At 61.9% G+C, this 19,011-nt stretch carries 17 protein-coding genes, 1 other RNA gene and 1 pseudogene; 14 read left to right on the top strand and 5 right to left on the bottom strand.

The genetic code is table 11. The features are described from left to right. Positions 1-22: 22 nt before the first annotated feature. The 3 genes from XcyCFBP4188_RS03255 to XcyCFBP4188_RS03245 are packed head-to-tail and all read left to right on the top strand — an operon-like array spanning position 23 to position 3,884. Positions 23-790, top strand: a complete 768-nt coding sequence (locus tag XcyCFBP4188_RS03255) for an RNA methyltransferase (protein WP_006450336.1) — start codon at positions 23-25, stop codon at positions 788-790. A 50-nt stretch (positions 791-840) separates the two neighbouring features. Then, the gene (locus XcyCFBP4188_RS03250) at positions 841-1,770 is read left to right on the top strand and encodes a phosphate/phosphite/phosphonate ABC transporter substrate-binding protein (RefSeq protein ID WP_043908632.1); all 930 of its coding nucleotides are present in this window, start codon (positions 841-843) and stop codon (positions 1,768-1,770) included. Beyond that, positions 1,767-3,884 carry a putative bifunctional diguanylate cyclase/phosphodiesterase gene (locus tag XcyCFBP4188_RS03245; protein WP_006450334.1) on the top strand — a complete coding sequence of 706 codons (2,118 nt, stop codon included), beginning with the start codon at positions 1,767-1,769 and terminating at the stop codon, positions 3,882-3,884. Before XcyCFBP4188_RS03250 ends, XcyCFBP4188_RS03245 begins: the two co-directional genes overlap by 4 nt. A 112-nt stretch (positions 3,885-3,996) precedes the next feature. Here the strand turns inward: XcyCFBP4188_RS03245 and epmB are convergent, their stop codons facing one another. Further along, complete coding sequence (gene epmB, locus XcyCFBP4188_RS03240) at positions 3,997-5,025, bottom strand: EF-P beta-lysylation protein EpmB (RefSeq protein WP_006450333.1); 1,029 nt, start codon at positions 5,023-5,025, stop codon at positions 3,997-3,999. A gap of 103 nt (positions 5,026-5,128) precedes the next feature. On the opposite strand from epmB, the gene efp reads away from it, so the two are divergent. The 6 genes from efp (at position 5,129) to XcyCFBP4188_RS03210 (ending at position 10,153) form a co-directional block, all read left to right on the top strand. Next, on the top strand, positions 5,129-5,695 hold the full coding sequence (efp, locus tag XcyCFBP4188_RS03235; RefSeq protein ID WP_006450332.1) for an elongation factor P: 567 nt from the start codon (positions 5,129-5,131) through the stop codon (positions 5,693-5,695). Between the two features lie 56 nt (positions 5,696-5,751). Next, a complete protein-coding gene (locus XcyCFBP4188_RS03230; protein WP_225306867.1) occupies positions 5,752-6,549 on the top strand; it encodes a PA3715 family protein in 798 nt (265 codons plus the stop codon). 18 nt (positions 6,550-6,567) lie between these two features. Beyond that, on the top strand, positions 6,568-7,905 hold the full coding sequence (locus XcyCFBP4188_RS03225) for a TRZ/ATZ family hydrolase (protein WP_043908636.1): 1,338 nt from the start codon (positions 6,568-6,570) through the stop codon (positions 7,903-7,905). Between the two features lie 29 nt (positions 7,906-7,934). Further along, complete coding sequence (gene ubiG / locus XcyCFBP4188_RS03220; RefSeq protein WP_006450329.1) at positions 7,935-8,654, top strand: bifunctional 2-polyprenyl-6-hydroxyphenol methylase/3-demethylubiquinol 3-O-methyltransferase UbiG; 720 nt, start codon at positions 7,935-7,937, stop codon at positions 8,652-8,654. A gap of 115 nt (positions 8,655-8,769) precedes the next feature. Further along, positions 8,770-9,435 (top strand): phosphoglycolate phosphatase, encoded by a 666-nt coding sequence (locus XcyCFBP4188_RS03215; RefSeq protein ID WP_043908630.1) that lies wholly within the window; start codon positions 8,770-8,772, stop codon positions 9,433-9,435. Positions 9,436-9,463: 28 nt separating this feature from the next. Beyond that, entirely contained in the window at positions 9,464-10,153 is a 690-nt protein-coding gene (locus XcyCFBP4188_RS03210; RefSeq protein WP_006450327.1) for an isoprenoid biosynthesis enzyme family protein, read from the top strand. Positions 10,154-10,770: 617 nt separating this feature from the next. Here the strand turns inward: XcyCFBP4188_RS03210 and XcyCFBP4188_RS03200 are convergent. Then, positions 10,771-12,441: a diffusible signal factor-reguated family 28 glycoside hydrolase gene (locus XcyCFBP4188_RS03200; protein ID WP_006449342.1), complete on the bottom strand. Its 1,671-nt coding sequence runs from the start codon at positions 12,439-12,441 to the stop codon at positions 10,771-10,773. Between the two features lie 297 nt (positions 12,442-12,738). Here XcyCFBP4188_RS03200 and XcyCFBP4188_RS03195 point away from each other — a divergent pair. Beyond that, a non-coding RNA gene (locus XcyCFBP4188_RS03195) (sX9 sRNA) lies at positions 12,739-12,828 on the top strand. A gap of 383 nt (positions 12,829-13,211) precedes the next feature. Here XcyCFBP4188_RS03195 and XcyCFBP4188_RS03185 read toward each other — a convergent pair. The 3 genes and pseudogenes from XcyCFBP4188_RS03185 to XcyCFBP4188_RS03175 all read right to left on the bottom strand — a co-directional run bounded on the left by XcyCFBP4188_RS03185 (position 13,212) and on the right by XcyCFBP4188_RS03175 (position 16,604). Next, positions 13,212-14,018, bottom strand: a pseudogene (locus tag XcyCFBP4188_RS03185) (IS5 family transposase). Between the two features lie 248 nt (positions 14,019-14,266). Then, positions 14,267-15,400, bottom strand: coding sequence for a pectate lyase family protein (locus XcyCFBP4188_RS03180; protein ID WP_006452616.1), 1,134 nt, complete (start codon positions 15,398-15,400; stop codon positions 14,267-14,269). A 178-nt stretch (positions 15,401-15,578) separates the two neighbouring features. Continuing rightward, positions 15,579-16,604 carry a hypothetical protein gene (locus XcyCFBP4188_RS03175; protein WP_172839266.1) on the bottom strand — a complete coding sequence of 342 codons (1,026 nt, stop codon included), beginning with the start codon at positions 16,602-16,604 and terminating at the stop codon, positions 15,579-15,581. A 418-nt stretch (positions 16,605-17,022) separates the two neighbouring features. On the opposite strand from XcyCFBP4188_RS03175, the gene XcyCFBP4188_RS03170 reads away from it, so the two are divergent. From XcyCFBP4188_RS03170 to XcyCFBP4188_RS22470, 4 genes are all read left to right on the top strand, one after another. Then, positions 17,023-17,526 carry a pyridoxamine 5'-phosphate oxidase family protein gene (locus tag XcyCFBP4188_RS03170; RefSeq protein ID WP_174705825.1) on the top strand — a complete coding sequence of 168 codons (504 nt, stop codon included), beginning with the start codon at positions 17,023-17,025 and terminating at the stop codon, positions 17,524-17,526. A gap of 186 nt (positions 17,527-17,712) precedes the next feature. Further along, a complete protein-coding gene (locus tag XcyCFBP4188_RS03165) occupies positions 17,713-18,003 on the top strand; it encodes a hypothetical protein (protein WP_006452612.1) in 291 nt (96 codons plus the stop codon). Positions 18,004-18,194: 191 nt separating this feature from the next. After that, entirely contained in the window at positions 18,195-18,785 is a 591-nt protein-coding gene (locus XcyCFBP4188_RS03160) for a nuclear transport factor 2 family protein (RefSeq protein WP_160113173.1), read from the top strand. Further along, entirely contained in the window at positions 18,707-18,976 is a 270-nt protein-coding gene (locus tag XcyCFBP4188_RS22470; protein WP_146094025.1) for a DUF3471 domain-containing protein, read from the top strand. The genes XcyCFBP4188_RS03160 and XcyCFBP4188_RS22470 overlap by 79 nt, the downstream gene beginning before the upstream one ends. Positions 18,977-19,011 lie beyond the last annotated feature (35 nt).

The following is a 19,011-nucleotide window of genomic DNA, read 5'->3' as shown; positions in this document are numbered from 1 at the left end:
AACAGCTCCCCAATCTCCGTTCATGTCCGTCAGTCAGCGCATCCGTTTTGTTCTTGTCGGTACCCAGCATCCAGGCAATATCGGCGCCGCCGCGCGCGCGATGAAGACGATGGGGATCTCGCGTCTGGTGCTGGTCGCTCCTGAGCGCGCCCTCGACGAAGACGCCTACCGGCGCTCTGCCGGTGCCGAGGACGTGCTCGGCGATGCACCGGTCTTCGCCACGCTGGGCGAGGCGGTGGCCGATTGCACGCTGGTGATCGGCTGCACCGCGCGCGCGCGCCGGGTGGCCTTGGAAGAGTTGCTGCCGGACGCCGGCGCACGCCGTGCCCTGGCCAAGGCCGGCGAGCCGGCGGAAGTGGCGATCGTGTTCGGCCGCGAGCGCACCGGGCTGACCAACGACGAGTTGCAGCTCTGCCACGCGGCCGTGCATATCCCGTCCGACCCGGCTTTCAGTTCGCTCAACCTGGCCGCCGCAGTACAGGTGCTGGCCTATGAAGTGCGGCTGGCACAGTTGGAAGCGGGCCAGGCGGAACCGGCGCCGGCAGCCACCACCGGCGCACTGCGCGAAGGCCCCGCCAGTCACGCGCAACTGGAAGGTATGTTTGCCCAGTTGGGCGAGACGCTGGACGACATCGATTTCCACAAGGGCCGCGCGCCGGAGTCGGCGATGCGCAAGCTGCGGCGGCTGTTGTTGCGCACCGAGATGAGCGAGCAGGAGGTGCGCTTGCTGCGCGGCATCCTGTCCGATGCCCAGCGCATGGCCATGCTGGCAAAGCGGGCCGGAAACTGACGTCTGTCACATCTTGAGAGATTCGGCTAGGCTGTCGGCGGCTCTAGGGAGTGTCCTTTTTGCGCGGTCTACGATGGTGTCTGATTGCCTGTTGGCTGCTCGCTGGGGCGGGCTTTGCCGTGACGGCGGCGGCAGCGCCTTCTTCGGTCCTGGTGCTTGGCCGGATCAGCGACGATCCCGCCACCCATTACGAGCAACTCAAGCCCTTGCTGGACTATGTGGTGCCGCGCATGCGCGTGGTCGGCATCCGCCGTGGCGAAATCCTGATGGCGCCGGATGCGCGGCAGATGTCCAGCTATCTGCGCCGTGGCCGGGTCGATTGGGTCAGCGAAACCACCGGTGCGGCGATGCTGCTGGAACAGCGCGGCGGTGCGCATCCCTTGGTGATGACCGAGCGCGGCGGCATGCGCGAGTTCCACACCGTGTTCTTCGTGCGCCGCGACAGCTCGATCCAGTCGCTCAAGCAATTGCGCGGGCACACCCTGGCGCTGCAGAACGCCTCGTCCACCAGTGGCTATCTGCTGCCGATGCTGGAGTTGCTGCGCAACGGCATCGCCTGCGATGTGCTGCTGTCGCCGGACGATACCCAGGTGCCGGGGTCGGTCGGTTATTTGATGGTCGGTACGAAATTGAACGTGGCCGCATTCGTGCACAAGCGCCTGATCAATGCGGGCGCTTTCAGCAATGCCGATTGGGACGACGAACGCCACTTGCCGGCGACCTTCAAGCGCGACTTCCGCATCGTGCACCGCAGTGCGCCGGTGCCGCGCGCGGTGGAGATGGTGCGTACCGGGCTGGACTCGGCGGTGGAGCGGCAGTTGCGCATCGTCTTGCTGCAGGCCGCGTCCGACCCGCAAGCCGGCCCGGCATTGAAGCGCTTTTTCGGCACCACCGCATTCCATCCTCTGGATGACAACAGCCGCCGACGCCTGAATGCGTTGAGCGCCGGTGTGCAACGTGTCAGGGACCAGGTGGAATGACTCAGGTGCGCTTTGGGTTGCAGGCACGTTTTCTGTTGGTGATGGCGCTGACGCTGCTGTTGGTCGGCGCGATTCTGGCCTCGTTGCTGCAACGCCAGAGCGCGATGCAGCGCGAGGTGCGCGGGCTCAGTGCGCAGATCCTGCACGAGCTGTTTGATCGCAGCCTGCGCTCGCGTGGCGAAACACTGGCCACCGAGCTGGCGGCCGGCCTTGCCAATCCGCTCTACTACTCCGACCTGGGAGCGGTGGGTGCATTGGTGCGCAACGCCTCGCGTCAGCAGGTGGTGAGTTACGTGCTGGTGTTCGACCGACGTGGCCGGCTGGTGCACGACGGCACGCCGACGCTGCAGCGCTACGGTCAGACGATGAACGACCCGCTGGCGTCCAAGGCGGCCAGCGCGCGAGCGATGTTGCTGCAATCCTCGCCCGAGGTGCTGGATGTGACGGTGCCGATCAAGATCGGCGACCAGCGCATCGGCGGCGTGCGCGTGGGCATGTCGCGCGAGCGGGTGCGCAAGATCGAGTCCGGCGCGAATCTGACCCTGGTGCAAAACCTCAACGCGATCGGCAAGCGCGATCTTGGCTGGCTACTGGTGCTGCTGGCTGCATTGGTCGCGTTGGGTGTGTTGCTGGCCATCTACGTGCAGCGCACGCTGGTGGCGCCGGTACGCTTGCTGGCTGCAGCGGCCAAGCAGATCGAGCGCGGCGACTACGCAGTGCAACTGCCGCCGCATCCGCGCAACGACGAAATCGGCGAGCTGATGTCCGCGTTCGGGCGCATGAGCGAAAGCATCGCCCGGCACGATCGCGAAGTGCGCCACATGGCCTATACCGACGCGTTGACCGGACTGACCAACCGGCTGGGCTTTCGCGAAGGCCTGGACCATCTGCTCAATACCGCGCGCAGCACCGACAGCAAACTGGCGCTGCTGTTTGCCGATATCGACGACTTCAAGCGCGTCAACGACACGCTTGGGCACGAGGCCGGCGATGAGGCGCTGCTGCAGTTCGCCAGCCGTATCAGCCGGGCGGTGGGCGCCCTGGGTGGCGACGATGCGATTCTGGCGCGCTTCGGCGGCGACGAGTTCGTGATCCTGCTGCAGAGCGGCGATGTCACGCTGCTGGCCGCCCAGCTCGCAGACCGGCTGGTGCACGAGTTGAGCCGGCCGTTGAATGTGCAGGGCCGCGAGGTGTTCCTGGGCACCTCGATCGGCATCACGTTGTTCCCGGACGATGCCAACGATGCCACCGCGCTGTTGAAGAATGGCGACATTGCGATGTACCAGGCCAAGGTCGCCGGCAAGAATTGCCATCGTTTCTACAGCCGCGCCGCCGATCATGCAGTCGAACGCCGTGTGCATATGGAGCATGAGCTGCGCGGGGCGTGGGAGCGCGACGAGCTGCGCCTGGTCTATCAACCGATCTACCGCACCATCGACCGTGTGCTGGTCGGGGTGGAGGTATTGCTGCGCTGGCAGCACCCGGCTTTGGGCACGATTCCGCCGTCCACTTTTATCGATATTGCCGAGCAGAGCGGCCTGATCGAAGTGATCGGCCCCAAGGTGCTGCGCGCGGCCTGCCTGGAAGCGGCGCAATGGCCGGAAGTGGGGGAGGGCTTGTTCATTTCGGTCAATGTCTCGCCGCGTCAGTTGCGCAGTGGCGATCTGATCGACACTGTGGCCGAGTGCCTGGCCGAATCCGGATTGCCGGCCGCACGCCTGCATCTGGAACTGACCGAAACCGCAGTGATCGGCGACGAGATGATGGCCGCCAGCCTGCTCGATCAGTTGCACCGCACCGGGGTGAAGGTGTGGCTGGACGACTTCGGTACCGGCTTCTCCGGCCTGAGCCATCTGCGCCAGGTCCCGGTGGACGGGGTCAAGATCGACAAGAGCTTCATTGCCGACCTGCAGCGCGACCCGGACGATCTGGCGTTGACCACGGCCATCATCGGCATGGCGCACTCGCTGGGCATCACGGTGGTGGCCGAGGGGATCGAGCAGGAAGCACAATTCAATCTGCTGCGCGATCGTGGCTGCGACCTGGGCCAGGGCTACTGGTTCAGCCGCCCGCTGAGCCCGGCCGATTTGGTCAAGCTGATCGCGGCGGGGTGAGTGGCGTAGGAGCGCACCTGGGCGCGATGGGCGTTACCGGTAATGCCCATCGCGCCCAGGTGCGCTCCTACAGGTCCCGTGGTGCCTGTACGCCTGCCGGTGGTGGTGACGATTACAGTGGCCGTTTGCCGGTATCGCCGGGGATTTCGCGCACCAGGCGCGGCACCAGGTAGCCGGACAGGCGCGTGGCCAGCTCGGTATGCAGGGCGCGTGCATGTGCATCGTCCACTTCGAAATGCGCGACCCCTGCGACCCGGTCGAGCTGGTGCAGGTAATACGGCAGTACGCCCGCGGCGAAGCTGCGCTCGCTCAACGCGGCCAGTGCATCCACGCTGTCGTTGACCCCGCGCAGCAGCACGGCCTGGTTGAGCAGTTGCGCGCCGGTGTCGCGCATGGCACGCATGGCGGCGTCCACGGTGGAATCGAATTCGTTGGCGTGGTTGGCGTGTATCACAAAGGCCACCGGCCAGGGCAGGCTGCGCAGCCAGGCCAGCAGCGGCGCATCGACGCGCTCGGGCAGCACCACCGGCAGCCGGCTATGGATGCGCAGGCGTTTGATGTGCCCGATGGCGGCCAGCGCGTCGGTGAGTTCGGCCAGTTTGCTGGTGGCCAGCGACAGCGGGTCGCCGCCGGACAGCAGCACTTCGTCGATGCCGGGGTCGGCGGCGATCGCGGCCACCGCCTCGCGCCATCCATCGCGCGCGGCGGTTTCCTCGGCATACGGGAAGTGGCGGCGGAAGCAGTAGCGGCAGTGCACCGCGCAGCTGCCGGTGGCGATCAGCAGGGCGCGCCCGCGGTATTTCTGGATCACACCGTCTGCGATCTTGGCGGCGCCATCGCCGACCGCATCCAGGCCGAAGCCCGGTACCAGCCGCATTTCGGCATCCAGCGGCAGCACCTGGCGCAGCAATGGATCGTGCAGGTCGCCACGGCGCATGCGCGCCACGAACGCGCGTGGTACCCGCAGCGGGAACTGGGCGGCTGCCTCTGCGCTGATGCCGGCAGCCGCCGCGTCCAGGCCCAGCAGCGCCAGTAGCTCGCGTGGGTCGCGCACGGCATCGCGCCACTGCTGCTGCCAGCGGTGCGGCTGCAGGGTGGGAGGCGGAGATGGCTGTAAGGCGAGGGGGGCTGCGGGTATCATGTGCGGTCACAAAACCAATGCCCGCCGGTTGCGGCGGGCGCCCCATTCTAATCCGACCTGCCACGGCCTGTGGCAGGTCGTGGTCTTATCGAGGAGCTGCACCATGGCCACTGTTGGCATGAACGACGTCAAGAACGGCATGAAGATCCTGGTCAACAACGAACCGGCGGTCATCACCGAGACCGAATACGTCAAGCCGGGCAAGGGCCAGGCCTTTACCCGTATGAAGTACCGCTTCATCAAGTCCGGTCGCGTGGTCGAAATGACCATGAAGGCCACCGACGACGTGGAAGTGGCCGACGTCGTCGATACCGACATGCGTTACCTGTACAGCGATGGCGAGTACTGGCACTTCATGGACCCGGAAACCTTCGAGCAGGTGCAGACCGACAAGGCCGGCATGGGCGGCGCCGAGAAGTGGCTCAAGGGCGAGGAAGACTGCATCGTGACGTTGTGGAACGGCGCGCCGATCTGGGTGCAGCCGCCGAACTTCGTCGAGCTCAAGATCACCGAGACCGATCCGGGCGTGCGCGGCGATACCTCGGGCGGCGGCGGCAAGCCGGCCACGCTGGAAACCGGTGCGGTGGTGCGCGTGCCGTTGTTCGTCAATCAGGACGAAATCATCAAGGTCGATACGCGTTCGGGCGAATACTCGGCGCGCGTCAAGTAAGCCGGATGCGCCCGGGACGCTGGCCTGGTCGAGCGGTACGCAGTGCCGGTGTCCTGATGGGGCTGTGGGCTGCGCTCGCAGCGTGCCCGGCCTTTGCGCAAGCGGCTGCCGCAGCTTGCGGCGCCGGTGATGTGGCCGCCGTTGCGGCCATTGCAACCTCCGGTGTCGTGGGCGGCGCTGCAGCCACGGTACCGGTCGAGCGTGCGGTGGCCCAGACCTGCAAGCCGTGGCCGAACGATGCGGCGATCCGGCTGGCGGCAATCGCATTTGCTGGCGACGCCCAGACCGTGCCTGGCGAGCGCGACATTGAGTTGCGCGTGGCCATGCTCGATGCGGCCAGCGGCAAGGTGCTGGCGTTCTACGCGCAGGACATGGGTGAAGACGCCGCCTTCGAACTCGATGCAGACAGTTTGCGTCTGGATACCGCGCGCTACGACCTGGCCAAGGGCGTGCGTGCGATCGGCGTGGTGATGCATAGCGCCGCGCACGGGCCCAGCTGCCCGGATTTTTACAGCAATCAGGCATTGACCTTGCTGGTGCGCGAGGGGCGCAGCTTGCGCCCGGTACTGCAACGCGATCTCTATGCGTGGCAACGTGTGAAAGGCGAGCCGTGCAGTGTGGGGAAGAGCGATGTGATCACCGAAGTCGCCAATCTAAGCCTGAGCATGGCACCGCAGGCACATGCCGGCTATGCGGACATCGTGCTGACAGCCAACGTATCTACCGCAGAAAACGTAGCTGACAGCGACACCATTACCGAACGCACCCGTCGCGTGCGCCAAGTGCTGCGCTACAACGGCCAGCGCTATGTGCCTGTGGCCGGTGGCGATACCAGCTGGCCGTTCGACAACTAACCCTTTATGGATCCGCTCATGACCAATGCCCCTCCCGAAGCGTGCGACCTGTTGATCGAGGCCGGCTACGTGGTGCCGATCGAACCGCATGCGGTGGTGCTCGAAAACCACGCGGTGGCGGTCAGCAACGGCGCCATCGTGGCGATCCTGCCGATTGCCGAAGCACGCGCACGGTTTGCGCCGAAGCAGACCGTCTCGCGCCCGGAGGCGGCGCTGATGCCGGGCCTGGTCAACGCGCATACGCATAACCCGATGACGCTGCTGCGCGGCATTGCCGACGATCTGCCGCTGATGGTGTGGCTGCAGCAGCACATTTGGCCGGTGGAAGCGGCGGTGATCGGGCCGGAGTTCGTGGCCGACGGCACCACGCTGGCGATCGCCGAGATGCTGCGCGGCGGCACTACCTGCGTCAACGAAAACTACTTCTTCGCCGACGTGCAGGCGGCGGTCTACAAGCAGCATGGCTTCCGCGCACTGGTGGGCTCGGTGATCATCGATTTCCCCACCGCATGGGCCTCGTCGGACGACGAATACTTTGCGCGTGCCGGTGAATTGCACGACCAATGGCGCGAAGATCCGCTGATCAGCACAGCGTTTGCGCCGCATGCGCCGTACACGGTGAACGATGCTAACTTCGAGCGCGTGCGCATGCTGGCCGATCAGCTCGATCTGCCGGTGCATCTGCATACCCACGAGACCGCGCAGGAAGTGGCCGATTCGATCAAGCAATACGGGCAGCGCCCGCTGGCGCGACTGGATCGCCTGGGCCTGGTCAACGACCGCCTGATCGCCGTGCACATGACCCAGCTTACCGAGGCAGAAATCCATCTATGCGCCGAGCGCGGCGTGAGCGTGGTGCATTGCCCGGAATCCAATCTCAAGCTGGCCTCGGGGTTTTGCCCGGCCTGCGCGCTGCAACGTGCCGGCGTAAACCTGGCCATCGGCACCGACGGCTGCGCCAGCAACAACGATCTGGACATGTTCAGCGAGAACCGCACCGCGGCCATTCTGGCCAAAGCAGTGGCCAACGATGCCACTGCGCTGGATGCAGCCACCACCTTGCGCGCGGCCACGCTCGGCGGCGCGCGTGCGTTGGGCTTCGGCGACAAGATCGGTTCGCTCGAAATCGGCAAGCAGGCCGATCTGGTCTGCGTGGATCTGTCTGCATTGGAGACCCAGCCGCTGCATCATGTGTTGTCGCAACTGATCTATTCGGCCGGCCGCCATCAGGTCACCGATGTGTGGATCGCCGGCAAGCCCAAACTGGTACAGCGCGAGCTGGTCGACATGGATATCGCCGCTCTGGTCGCCAATGCGCGGCAGTGGCGCGACCGCATCCGCACCGTCCGCGCCTGAGCGCGCCTCATCGCAACACGGAGCTCCGCATGAATCCGAATACTCACACCACCTCCGGCAATTTTCACCAGAGCGAGCTGGATAAATTCGCCGCGCTGGCAACGCGCTGGTGGGATGCCGATGGCCCGCAGAAGCCGCTGCATGCGCTCAATCCGGTGCGTCTGGATTACGTCTCCGCGCGGCTGGATCTTGCCGGCGCGCGCGTGCTCGATGTCGGCTGCGGCGGCGGGTTGCTCAGCGAGTCGATGGCGCGTCTGGGCGCACAGGTCACCGCGATCGATCTGGCCCCGGAGCTGGTCAAGGTGGCGCGCCTGCATAGCCTGGAATCGGGCGTGCAGGTGGATTACCGCGTGCAGTCGGTGGAAGACCTGGCCGCAGAGCAGCCAGGCAGCTTCGATGCGGTAACCTGCATGGAAATGCTCGAGCACGTGCCGGACCCGACCGCGATCATCCGCGCCTGCGCCAGCCTGCTCAAGCCGGGCGGCAAGCTGTTCCTGTCCACCCTCAATCGCACGCCGGCCGCGTTCGCGCTGGCGGTGGTCGGTGCCGAATACATCGCGCGGTTGCTGCCCAAGGGCACCCATCACTACAAGGATTTCATCAAGCCGGCGGAACTTGCGGCGTGGTTGCGCAGCGCCGAGCTGCAACTGGAAGACGTCAGCGGCATGCTGTACGAGCCGTGGCGCAATCGTGCGCGGCTGTCGTCGCGCACCGAGGTGAATTATCTGGCTTACGCGGTCAAACCGTGACGAGCAGGGATTGGGGAGTGGGGAGTCGGGATTGGCAACAGCAGGTGGGTGCTTGATGTCTGCGCATTCCCACCTTGCGGATGGCGAGACGCAGCCGTCCAGCGGCGGGGCGTCTATGAATTTCCCGCGTGCGGTGTTGTTCGATCTGGATGGCACCTTGCTTGATAGCGCGCCGGACATGCTGGCCACCGTCAACGCGATGCTGAGCGAGCGGGGACGTGCGCCGATCGCGTTGGCGCAGCTGCGCCCGGTGGTGTCGAAAGGTTCGCGCGCGATGCTGTCAGTTGCGTTTGCCGAACTCGATGCGGACGCACGCGATGCCTTGGTTCCTGAATTCCTGCGTCGCTATGAGGCCTTGATCGGCACGCAATCGCAGCTGTTCGAGGGTGTCGAAGAGTTGCTGCTGCGGCTGGATCGTGCGGGGTGCGTGTGGGGCATCGTCACCAACAAGCCCGAATACCTGGCGCGGCTGATCCTGCCGCAACTGGGCTGGGAACAGCGCTGCGCGGTGTTGATCGGCGGCGATACGCTAGCCGAACGCAAGCCGCATCCGTTGCCGTTGCTGACAGCTGCCGAACGCATCGGCATTGCGCCTGCGCAGTGCGTCTATGTGGGCGACGATGAGCGCGACATCCTGGCCGCACGCGCGGCAGCGATGCCATCGGTCGCGGTGTTGTGGGGCTATCGGTTGCACGATGACGATCCCTTGAGTTGGCAAGCCGATGTGTTGGTCGAGCAGCCGCAACTGTTGTGGAATGCCGCGGCGTGGCCGCAGCCCTGATCTTCTTTCGTTTTTTTCTGGACCCGCCATGAGCCAATCCAGCGCTCTCGACAGTTTTCTCGACAAATGGCGCACCCGCTGGCCGGAATGGGCGGTTGCCGAGCCTTTCATTCCGCAACTGCAACGGCCGCTGGCTGCCGCCTGGTTTGCCTTGTTGCAGGAATGGGAAGACATCATGAATATCGCCGGCGACCCGTTGCCGGCCGATGCCAAGCTGGCGTGGTGGCAGCAGGAGCTACGCGATTGGTCGCAGCAGCGCTCGCGGCATCCGCTCGGGCGCGTGCTGGAACCGGTGCGTGCGCCGTGGGCGCAATTGGCCGACACCTTGCCGGCGATGCAGGATGCCCGCGTGCCGCCGCAATCGTTGCAGCAAGCGCTGGACACCTTGCGCGCCTTTGCCGAGGCCGTGGTTGCAGTCGAGGCGGTGATGTTTACGCGCAACCAGTCTGGCGATGGCACGGCGGTGGCGGTGCAATGGCTGGACGCACGTCAGCGTGTGGCCGGCGACAGCGCAACGCCCGGTGGCATGACAACCGCCGCATGGCGCGCGCAATTGCTGCAGGCCTGGCCGCGCAAGCCTGCGTTGGCGCGGCCGCATCGGGTGTGGTCGCGGCTGGCACGTTTGCGCTTGCAGCGCGAACTCGCCGGGAAGGCGGCGTATCCGCCGCCGGTGCAGCAGCTCTGGCATAGCTGGCGTGCGGCCAGCGGTGCGGACTAAGAGCGACTAACAGAACTACTGTGCTCACCGCCAGTTTTGTGGTTCCCCAACAGCCACGACCATGTTGACCGGTGTGATGCCTTCGACTGACTAAGCTTCTTATCGCATTTAATTACGCTACGACTCGCAACCTCGTTCGTCTTGAAGCGATGAGAGAGTGTGGATAGAGCAAATTGCAGGGCGGATGATCTGCGGGTTGGTCGCAGGGCCCTTGCCCGCCCACCATCGCGGGACACGCCGCAAGTACGTCCGTGTAGGCTCTTACGCGGCATCCATGCCGCGTAAGGTCCCGCGCCGGTGGGCGGGCAAGGACCAGTCGAGATGGTCGGTGTGCATGGCGCAAGCCATGTATGACGTGCGTTGTTTGGCTAATCGCCGTCCGATCAGCTTTTCAACGCAAGCCGAGCAACAGGTAGGCTTTTAGTCAACCACCGACCAACTCTATGGCGCGGTGTCCTCGCCGATTGCGGGACCGTGTGGCGGCATGGATGCCGCCACCGAGCCTACATGGACGTACTTGCGGCGTGTCCCGCGAGCGGCGAGGGCGCCGCGCCCTCGACCAACCGAGTGTCGATGCAGGGTTGCAAGCAGTGCATGCAGCACTGCTTCAAGCAAGATCAGATCGGCGAATCAGGCAATACCGAGTGGTAAGCAATGAAGGCGTCATTGCACTGCAGCGGTGTGCCCGGCCCAGGCTTGCCTTGCAGTTGCACATCGTTGGGCACCGACTCCGACAGCTGATCGAAGAAGCTCACCGGGCCGCCCTTGAAGGTGAAGTGCGTCGCGCCCGGATTGCTGGCCGGTCCGCCGAAATGCGGCTTTGCGAACGAGATCGGGCCACCTTCCAGCACCACGTTGTCCAGCGAAAGGGTGATCGGCAAGGTGGTGGTCGCATCGCGATAGCCGTAGAAGCTCAGCTGACCGCCGCCAAACGCCTTGGAACCGAGCGAGTGCACGTTGGTTAACGCAATACCGCTGAAATTGGGCAGCTTGTTACGCACCGCTGCATTGGCGTAGTTGGCATCGAATACCAGCGGCCTGGCAACGCCGCGCATGCAGACGTTTTCGAAACTGATGTCGTAGACCTGGCCGCCACGGCTACCATCGGATTTGATACGCAAGCCGTTAGCCGAATACGGATCGGAGTTCACGTCGTTGCTGTTGAAGCCATCGATGCTCAGGCCGCGCACGGCGATATGGCGCATGCCCGAATCGGTTTCGCTGCCCAGCGAAAAACCGTGCGTGTAATAGAACTGGTTGTAGGCGAACAGCATGTTTTCCGAGGCGATGCTGCGCTTGCTGCTGGCATGCGCCTTGATTGCCACGCCATCGTCGCCGGTGCCGATATACGAGTAGGCCAGCAATACCTTCTTGGACTGGCCAGGGTCGAAGCCATCGGTGTTCTTGGCTGTTTCCGGAGTGAAGCAGGTCGCATGCGGATTGACATCAGGCGTGCTGCCGGCCGGGCAGCGATAGCCAGGACGTGAGTAGACCAGGCTGGGGGCGAGAATCTTGATGCCCCATGCCGTCAAGCCGACCACGTTATCGGTGGTGACGTGGAAGTTGGGCGAGTTTTCCAGGGTGATGTCGTACAGGGTGAAGTCGCTGCTGTCGTCGATCTGCAGCAAGCGCGGCACGTGCTGGCTCAGTCCCTTGGTGACGTTGAGATAGGCCAGATCCCACCAGCTGGCGGTGCCGGCATTGGGTCCGGCGGTGAGCGTGCTGCCGCCGCGGCCATCGATCTTGCCGGCACCCACAATCGCACTGTTGGCGGTGTCGGCGACGTGGATCAGCGGGTTGCAGGATTTGGCCTTGTCGCTGGTCGCGGTGCCACAGGTGCCCAGGCCATTGTCGTAGTCGCGCGGATTGCGCGAGCCGAACAAGGTGACGCCGCGATCGATCCATAGCGTGACTCCGCTCTTGATCGTCAACGGGCCGCTCAATACGCCAGATTCGCCGGCATCGCCGGTGACCAGACGCACGGCGCTGCCGGCGGGGCAATCATCGATGGCCGCCTGCAGACGCGCGGTATCGCGCTTGGATTGCGCAGGATCACTGTCGAGCGTATCCAGCGAACCGGCAACCGGCACCAGCGCGGCCTTGAGCGTGGCGCAGACCTGCGTCGGTAGCGTGGGCTGCTGGATCACGCCCCAACTGGTGGAGATGCTGTGCGCGGTATCGGGCAGGTCCTGTTCATGCGGACGCGCCGCACCGGCCTGGAAGGTGGATAGGCCGAGCAGGGCGAGCGTCAAGGGCGCGACAGCCGGAAAAGCGGACGGGTATTGCATGGTGGACGACTCCAGTGGCGTAAAGCGCGGGGGTGGTGGATGAACCATGTCTGCAGAAGATAGCCACGCTGCTGTGTTGCGTTTGCGTGACTGCAGTCGCGATCAACAGTTGCCGATGCGCATGTCGTCTCGGCGCCGCTGATGTTGGTCCGTGGCAATCCACGCTCAAGGGTGGCGCGTTACGCCAAGGAGCGTGTTCGGATGGGCGAATCCAGCGCCGCATCGCCGAAGCGGACAGGCCGCTTCGGCCTAAGAGCGTCTAACAAAACTACTGCGCGGCCGGTGCTGGGAATCGGCATGTACCCTCGTACACTGCGGTTCTGAGCGCGCCGTCCGCACCACCTAGCGAGCGAGCGCCTGACAGTGGGTGCAGTGGTTTTGTCGGCCGCATCTTGGTGGATGCAGTCAAAAGTCAAAATCAAACGCTGAATGGGTCGAATGCGCGGTGCCCTCACCGCTCGCGGGACACGCCGTGAATCCGTCCGTGGAGGCTCGGTGGCGGCATCCATGCCGCCACACGGTCCCGCAATCGGTGAGGACACCGCACCAGACAGTTTGCTGGTTGCTTGAAAACATGCACACCGACCATCGCGACTGGTCCTTGCCCGCCCACCATCGCGGGACCTTACGCGGCATGGATGCCGCCTAAGAGCTTACAAGGACGTACTTGCAGCGTGTCCCGCAATGGTGGGTGGGCAAGGGCCCTGCAGCCAGGCAGCAGATCAGCCGGCCTGCAGTGGACTGGCGTGAAGTAGTTTTGTTAGAGCGTGTTATGAACTTTGAAAGAGGGGGGCTGCATTTCCAAGCATCAGGATCGTGAAGACGACGAAGTGCAAACCGGCCAATGTTTCTGGCAGTCGCTCGTAGTCCCGTGCCAGCCGTCTGAAACGATTGACCCACCCGAAACTGCGCTCGACGACCCATCGGCGTGGAAGCAAAACGAAGCCTTTCTTAGCTTCTTGCAGCTTGATGACGTGCAACTCAATGCCTTCTTCCTTGGCCGCCTGTGCCGGTTCTTCGCCGGTATGGCCCTGATCCACAAACGCAATCTTGACCGTTTCACCGGTCACGTGTTGCACTTCTTGAGCCAACGAGCGCACCTGCGCGCGTTCCTGCTCATTGGCCGGCGTGACCTAGACGGCGAGCAGATGTCCTAGCGTATCGACCGCCATATGCACCTTGCTGCCCTTCTTGCGTTTATAGCCATCGTATCCAGCACGCGGCCCACTTTCACAGGTGGACTGCAGCGTTCGGCCATCGAAGATGACCGCGCTTGGCTGGCCTTTCTTCCCCTGTGCCACACGCAAGAGTGAGCGCAGATCGCCGACCATGGCTTCAAAGCAGCCAGCTTGCAGCCAACGCTGCGTTTGCTGATACACCGCCTCCCAAGGTGGAAAATCGTTGGGAAGCAATCGCCACGGTGCGCCGGCGCGTGCGATCCAGCGCAGTGCATTGAACATCGCGCGTAGCTCATACTTGCGCTGCGGTGCCTGCACATTCATCAGCGTCAAATAGGGAGCCGCAAAAGCCCATTCTTCGTCGGAAATATCGGTGGGATAAGGCTTACGAGGCTTCATCCGTATACGTTAACGTGACAAGGGCAAAGTGCATAACACGCTCTAGTCGCTCTTAGTCCCTGGCACGCTCGACATGGGTCTGATTGTCGGGCGTGACAGAGCCGGGGACAAAACGGATATTGATGAGAGGCGGCAGGGATTCGTACAAAGACAGCCGTAGTGAGCTAACTAGTTGTCAATATAGAATTTTTTCAAAGATTCCTGCGGCCCCTCTTTCTGTTACGCAGTGAATGCTGGAGAAATCGTGTTTAGTGCGGCCCCGCGGTGGATAGAACGATGCTGGGGACTCTTGCCGCATCATCAGACTTGTAGCTGTATTTCACCGGCGCATTATTGAAGGTTGAGCCGATCGCCGAATTGCCGGTTGCTGCGTCATACACGTTTTTTTTCTCGTAGAAATTGTACATGTCCCCGCTTGATTCCAGTCGAATCTGGTTGCTATTATTGGTTTTGTAAAAATAGTTTGATTCGGAAAAAACAATGCTGCCGCTACCTACCTGCAAAGCGTTGTACTGCTGCTTTTCATAGCGGCGACCATCGGCAGCGGTGCGCATACCATTGGGCAAGGTGCTATTGTCAAAGTAGTTATTGTAGGCATGGACCCAACCGCGGAGTAGGGGGCGCCCGGCAAGATTGGGGCCAAACCAGTTGTGGTGCATCGTCACGTGCAGCTTATTGCCACCATATACATATGAGTCATTCCTGTTGTGACCAACAAGGATTGCCAAGCGCTCATTTGCGAGGTCATGATAATTTTTATCGACCCAGTTCCATACCGGATCCGGATTCATGTTGACCCAGCTGTTGCTGAAGTAGAAGTGATTGTACGACAGCGTGATGTAATCAGATGACCTGCCGACTGATAAAAGATCATCGCTCATGTCGTAGAAATCGCAGTGGTCGATCCAAGCATTGGATATACGCCGCAATGATACGCCCACGTAGTTGATGCCAATGTTGTTGGAAGTTCCTTCGACTTGGTCAGGCAAGGCTTGCAAGTCGCCGACATTGCCAGAGAATGAGATGTTTCTGATAACCACGTTTTGAATGTTTGTCCCGGCGGGCAGCTTCTCGCCGCTAAATTTCAATTGGATATTCTGCAAAGCCGCGCCACCGCCTGCAGCACCCTCGATTGTTATGTTGTTCCAAGCTGTGCTGGAGAAATTCAGGGTGGTCAATTTTGGGCCGCCGTAGATCTTTCCACGGATGATGATATGATGGTTTTTGGCATTGAATGCCGCTTGCAGCTCTGCAAGCGTTGTCACTGTAATCGCAGTCTCGCCAGATACAGACGCTGAAGAAAATCCACCGGTTCCAGCCTTGGCGATACCAACCTGTGCGATAAAAAAAGCAAGAAACAGCGAGATAATAGAGAAATGCAAATACGGACCTTTACTGGAAAGCGAAGCGTTGATGTGTGTTGCTATTCCTCATGACTACATAGCCAAGTTTGGCTACAGACTGCACGCTGTTCGATTAACTCGAACAGCGTGCAGGTATTCCAGAAATAACGAACGGTTATCTATCAAGTAAGAAATTACGTTACAGCGATTTGCATGCCTAGTTGATGGCTGCTGCCGTCTGATACAGGTTACGGATTGCTGACGTCCACTGAGGACCGAACGAGGTGTGGGTGAACTGCTTATAGGCAAATGAGATCATGCCGACTTCGACGTCCTGCACGGGATCCTCCTCCGTCGAAACCAAAGGTGAGCCGCTGACGCCGGAGCGTGCGTCCCACTCCAGGCCCTCGATGGCATAGTCCTTGTTCATCCATGGGTTCGGCTCTGCTGTGCTGGTCACGCTGACAGGCGTGTTCGCATTGGCACCAGGGTCGGTGTTGTAGCCTGTTTCCCGATATTCGTTGTCGTCTTCCTGACCGACGAAGCGAACACCAGATGCTCCGACAGTATTCGACAAGGTGGCGCCGGAGGGCTTCATTGTCGTGGGGGCTTGCACCTGGAAGAACGCCGTATCGTAGTCGACGGCTCGCTCTGCGACCCAGCGATTATCGGCCGTGATGGTCGTCGCAGGCCACACACCGTAGGGGGCGGTGCCGTTGTAGGCGGGCACGAACACCAAGTCCGACACAAACTTACCTGGTAGGGCAGAGACGCATCGCCCGGAGGTGGCTACGACGTTTCCGGAATCGGAGACGACCGCGTTGCCAGTGCAGCGCTGGTCCACGCCGTTCGCCCGAAAGAAGACAACGCCGAGATGAGCTGCTGGGGAGAATCCTGGAACCGGCACTGATGGATCCGTCTTCGGCGTCGGCACCGATCCTGTCACCACCTTCAACCCTGCGCTCCGGTTTTCACCGCTGGCCAATGCCGAATTCTGCAACTCTGGCGGGTCGCCGTCGACCGGGTTGGCATCCACGAACGATGCGGAAACAGCAGCTTGCATCCGTGCGAGCGTCCAGTGGGAAGTACTCGCATCTCGCTGAGCAGTCGGAACAACGTGCTGCAGGATGGCGCCGGCGGAGAGGTTGACCGACTTGGTGCTTGCAGACACGTCGGTAATCGCTAGGATGGTGAGAATCGCGCAGGAAGCGCGCAGTGATGTGTTTTTCGGCAAATATGCCATGATGATTTTAACCTATATGTTTTGCTTGGAGTTGAGCCACCCAAGCGGATTAATGTAATTAGAATATATAAATACTTTACAAGTAAATCGCAGCTATGCCCATGGTTATGGCAGATTTCCCCCGCCGCTACCATCAGCGCTACTGCTTGTTTTCCTCGAGCGCAAATGCGCTGCATCAGCAGCATGGGTTCTATCCTAACCCTGAGCCGCTCATTTGATTTGTTTTGTTGCGAATGCAATGGTGCGTGTGCGAAGGTTGTTCATTCCCCATCGTCTTCCCAGGCGCGCGCCGGTAACAATGTTGGTGATGTTGGTGCCCAAGCCGAATCGCGTTGTCGCCATGTGTAGACGAAGGTGCGCATCGTCACATGCTGTGTGCAGAGAGACTACCAGACTGGTCACCCGCGTAGACACGCGCATGCGAGACATCGAGATGGCAGATCCCAAAGAGTTGCAGGAAAAATTCTGGAAAGCCTTGAAATCCGATCACACCGTGATGCTGGGCCTGGACGGCGTCGAAGACGGCCATGCGCGCCCGATGACCGCACAGATCGAAGGTGACAGCGGTGGTCCGATCTGGTTCTTTACCTCCAAGGACAATGCGCTGATCGCGATGCTGGGGCAGGGCCGTCGCGTCATCGGCGCCTTCAGCAGCAAGGGGCATGATCTGTTCGCCAGCATCAGTGGCGCCTTGCACGAGGACACTGACCCTGCGGTGATCGATCGCTTATGGAACCCGCACGTTGCTGCGTGGTACGAAGGCGGCAAGGATGACCCGAAATTGGCATTGCTGCGCCTGGACGCGGACCACGCACAAATCTGGCTCAATGGTTCCAGCCTGCTTGCCGGCATCAAGGTGCTGTTCGGTGTCGACCCGAAGAAGGACTATCAGGACAAGGTGGCGGACGTCCCGCTGCGTTGAGGGTTTGTTTGGCGGATGCGGATGGTGATCAGGATCGGCATGTGGCAGCTGTTACGTGCCGCAATGCACACCGGCCGCGTCCGCCTGGCGGCCCTGTCGTGTTTTTGAGCGCTTTGCTTGAAAGTCACATCCAGGTGGTTTTCAGGTATCAACTGGCGCGATGCGCGCACACCAGGGAGATGCGACATGCAACGGATCGAAATTGGCCAGATGGTATTCCTGCGTGATGGTGAAGTCGGCGTAGGCGCAATACGCGATATTCGCAACGAAGGCGCCGAGCTCGTCATCAATATCGAAAACGGCGGCGATTTTGTGCTGCCTGTGTCGGTGGTGCGCGACGTGCATTCCGGTAAGGTGATGCTGGATGTCGATCAGTTGCCTGAAGAGGTGCGCGATGCTTTGCGCCACCCGCACGACAACGAGTTGCGAACCAGTCGGTATGCAGCCAGCAACCCGCAGGACGGCGCGCTTAAGTAAGTGTTCGTCTCCCGGCCCGGGTAATGCGCGGGTGTTCGGCGGTCTGGTGTGGTGCCTTGATGGGTGTCAGTGGCTTCGGTGGCCTTGTCCATCTGTAGCTAAGGGCGTCCCATGCGGCATGGTGACTTTCGGGTCGTGCCGGCCGATGACCGATGTTTTACTGTCCAATCTCAGGACAGTGGAATTGGATGATGGGAATTGGCAAGCTCGCACTGGCTCTATCGATCCTTGTTGCGTTCGAGGCTTGCGGTGCAACGGCTCAACAGGACGAAGCCCAGGTTCGATCTGCCGACGCGGCGTTTTGGAAGGCCTACAACGCCTGCGATATGCAAGCCATTGCGGGTTTGCTCACTGCGGACGTGGAGTTCTATCACGACAAGACCGGGCTCACGACCTCGCGCGAGGCTGTTGTCGACTCTCTGCGTCACGGACCCTGCGCCGACGAAACCTTGCGTCTTCGACGTGAGGCGCTCAACAACAGCATCGCGTTCCATCCGCTCAAGGGCGGTTACGCAATGTTGTCGGGCCGTCACCGCTTTTATGTGCAGGAACGTAACAAAGCGGAGCGATTGGATGGTCAAGCCGACTTCACCACGGTCTGGAAATTTGCCGATGGACGTTGGCGCATGCATCGCGTGCTCAGTTATGCGCATGGCCCCGTGCCGTACACGCCGCCACCAAGAACGACAACACTCCGGTCGCGGTGCTGCAGCGCTACGCAGGCCGCTATCGCTCGCCTCGCATCGGAATCATTCAGATCGCGGTCGCCGGCGATCATCTGACGCTTACCGACGGCAGTTTCATCGCCACGCTCTATCCGCAATCCACCATGCGTTTCTTTGCCATGGAGCGCGATCTGCGTTTTGACTTCGAGACCAACGGCGACGGACTTTCCAAAGTCTTGGAGGTCTATGAAAACGGTGTGGTCAGCGAACGTGCCATGCGCGAAGATCCTGCTGCGCGCGAAGACTGAGCACAGACATGTCTCGCCGGCTGCGTTCGGAAGCA

Origin of the sequence: Xanthomonas hortorum pv. cynarae (genome assembly GCF_002939985.1) — a bacterium.
GTDB classification, from domain to species: domain Bacteria; phylum Pseudomonadota; class Gammaproteobacteria; order Xanthomonadales; family Xanthomonadaceae; genus Xanthomonas; species Xanthomonas hortorum_D.
This window is presented reverse-complemented; position numbering and strand designations above follow the sequence as displayed.

Excerpts from the sequence above, each read along its gene's own strand:
- XcyCFBP4188_RS03255 (WP_006450336.1), top strand. The coding sequence starts at position 23 with ATGTCCGTCAGTCAGCGCATCCGTTTTGTTCTTGTCGGTACCCAGCAT.
- XcyCFBP4188_RS03245 (WP_006450334.1), top strand. The coding sequence starts at position 1,767 with ATGACTCAGGTGCGCTTTGGGTTGCAGGCACGTTTTCTGTTGGTGATG.
- epmB (WP_006450333.1), bottom strand. The coding sequence starts at position 5,025 with ATGATACCCGCAGCCCCCCTCGCCTTACAGCCATCTCCGCCTCCCACC.
- efp (WP_006450332.1), top strand. The coding sequence starts at position 5,129 with ATGGCCACTGTTGGCATGAACGACGTCAAGAACGGCATGAAGATCCTG.
- XcyCFBP4188_RS03230 (WP_225306867.1), top strand. The coding sequence starts at position 5,752 with ATGGGGCTGTGGGCTGCGCTCGCAGCGTGCCCGGCCTTTGCGCAAGCG.
- XcyCFBP4188_RS03225 (WP_043908636.1), top strand. The coding sequence starts at position 6,568 with ATGACCAATGCCCCTCCCGAAGCGTGCGACCTGTTGATCGAGGCCGGC.
- ubiG (WP_006450329.1), top strand. The coding sequence starts at position 7,935 with ATGAATCCGAATACTCACACCACCTCCGGCAATTTTCACCAGAGCGAG.
- XcyCFBP4188_RS03215 (WP_043908630.1), top strand. The coding sequence starts at position 8,770 with ATGAATTTCCCGCGTGCGGTGTTGTTCGATCTGGATGGCACCTTGCTT.
- XcyCFBP4188_RS03210 (WP_006450327.1), top strand. The coding sequence starts at position 9,464 with ATGAGCCAATCCAGCGCTCTCGACAGTTTTCTCGACAAATGGCGCACC.
- XcyCFBP4188_RS03200 (WP_006449342.1), bottom strand. The coding sequence starts at position 12,441 with ATGCAATACCCGTCCGCTTTTCCGGCTGTCGCGCCCTTGACGCTCGCC.
- XcyCFBP4188_RS03175 (WP_172839266.1), bottom strand. The coding sequence starts at position 16,604 with ATGGCATATTTGCCGAAAAACACATCACTGCGCGCTTCCTGCGCGATT.
- XcyCFBP4188_RS03170 (WP_174705825.1), top strand. The coding sequence starts at position 17,023 with ATGCGAGACATCGAGATGGCAGATCCCAAAGAGTTGCAGGAAAAATTC.
- XcyCFBP4188_RS03165 (WP_006452612.1), top strand. The coding sequence starts at position 17,713 with ATGCAACGGATCGAAATTGGCCAGATGGTATTCCTGCGTGATGGTGAA.
- XcyCFBP4188_RS03160 (WP_160113173.1), top strand. The coding sequence starts at position 18,195 with ATGGGAATTGGCAAGCTCGCACTGGCTCTATCGATCCTTGTTGCGTTC.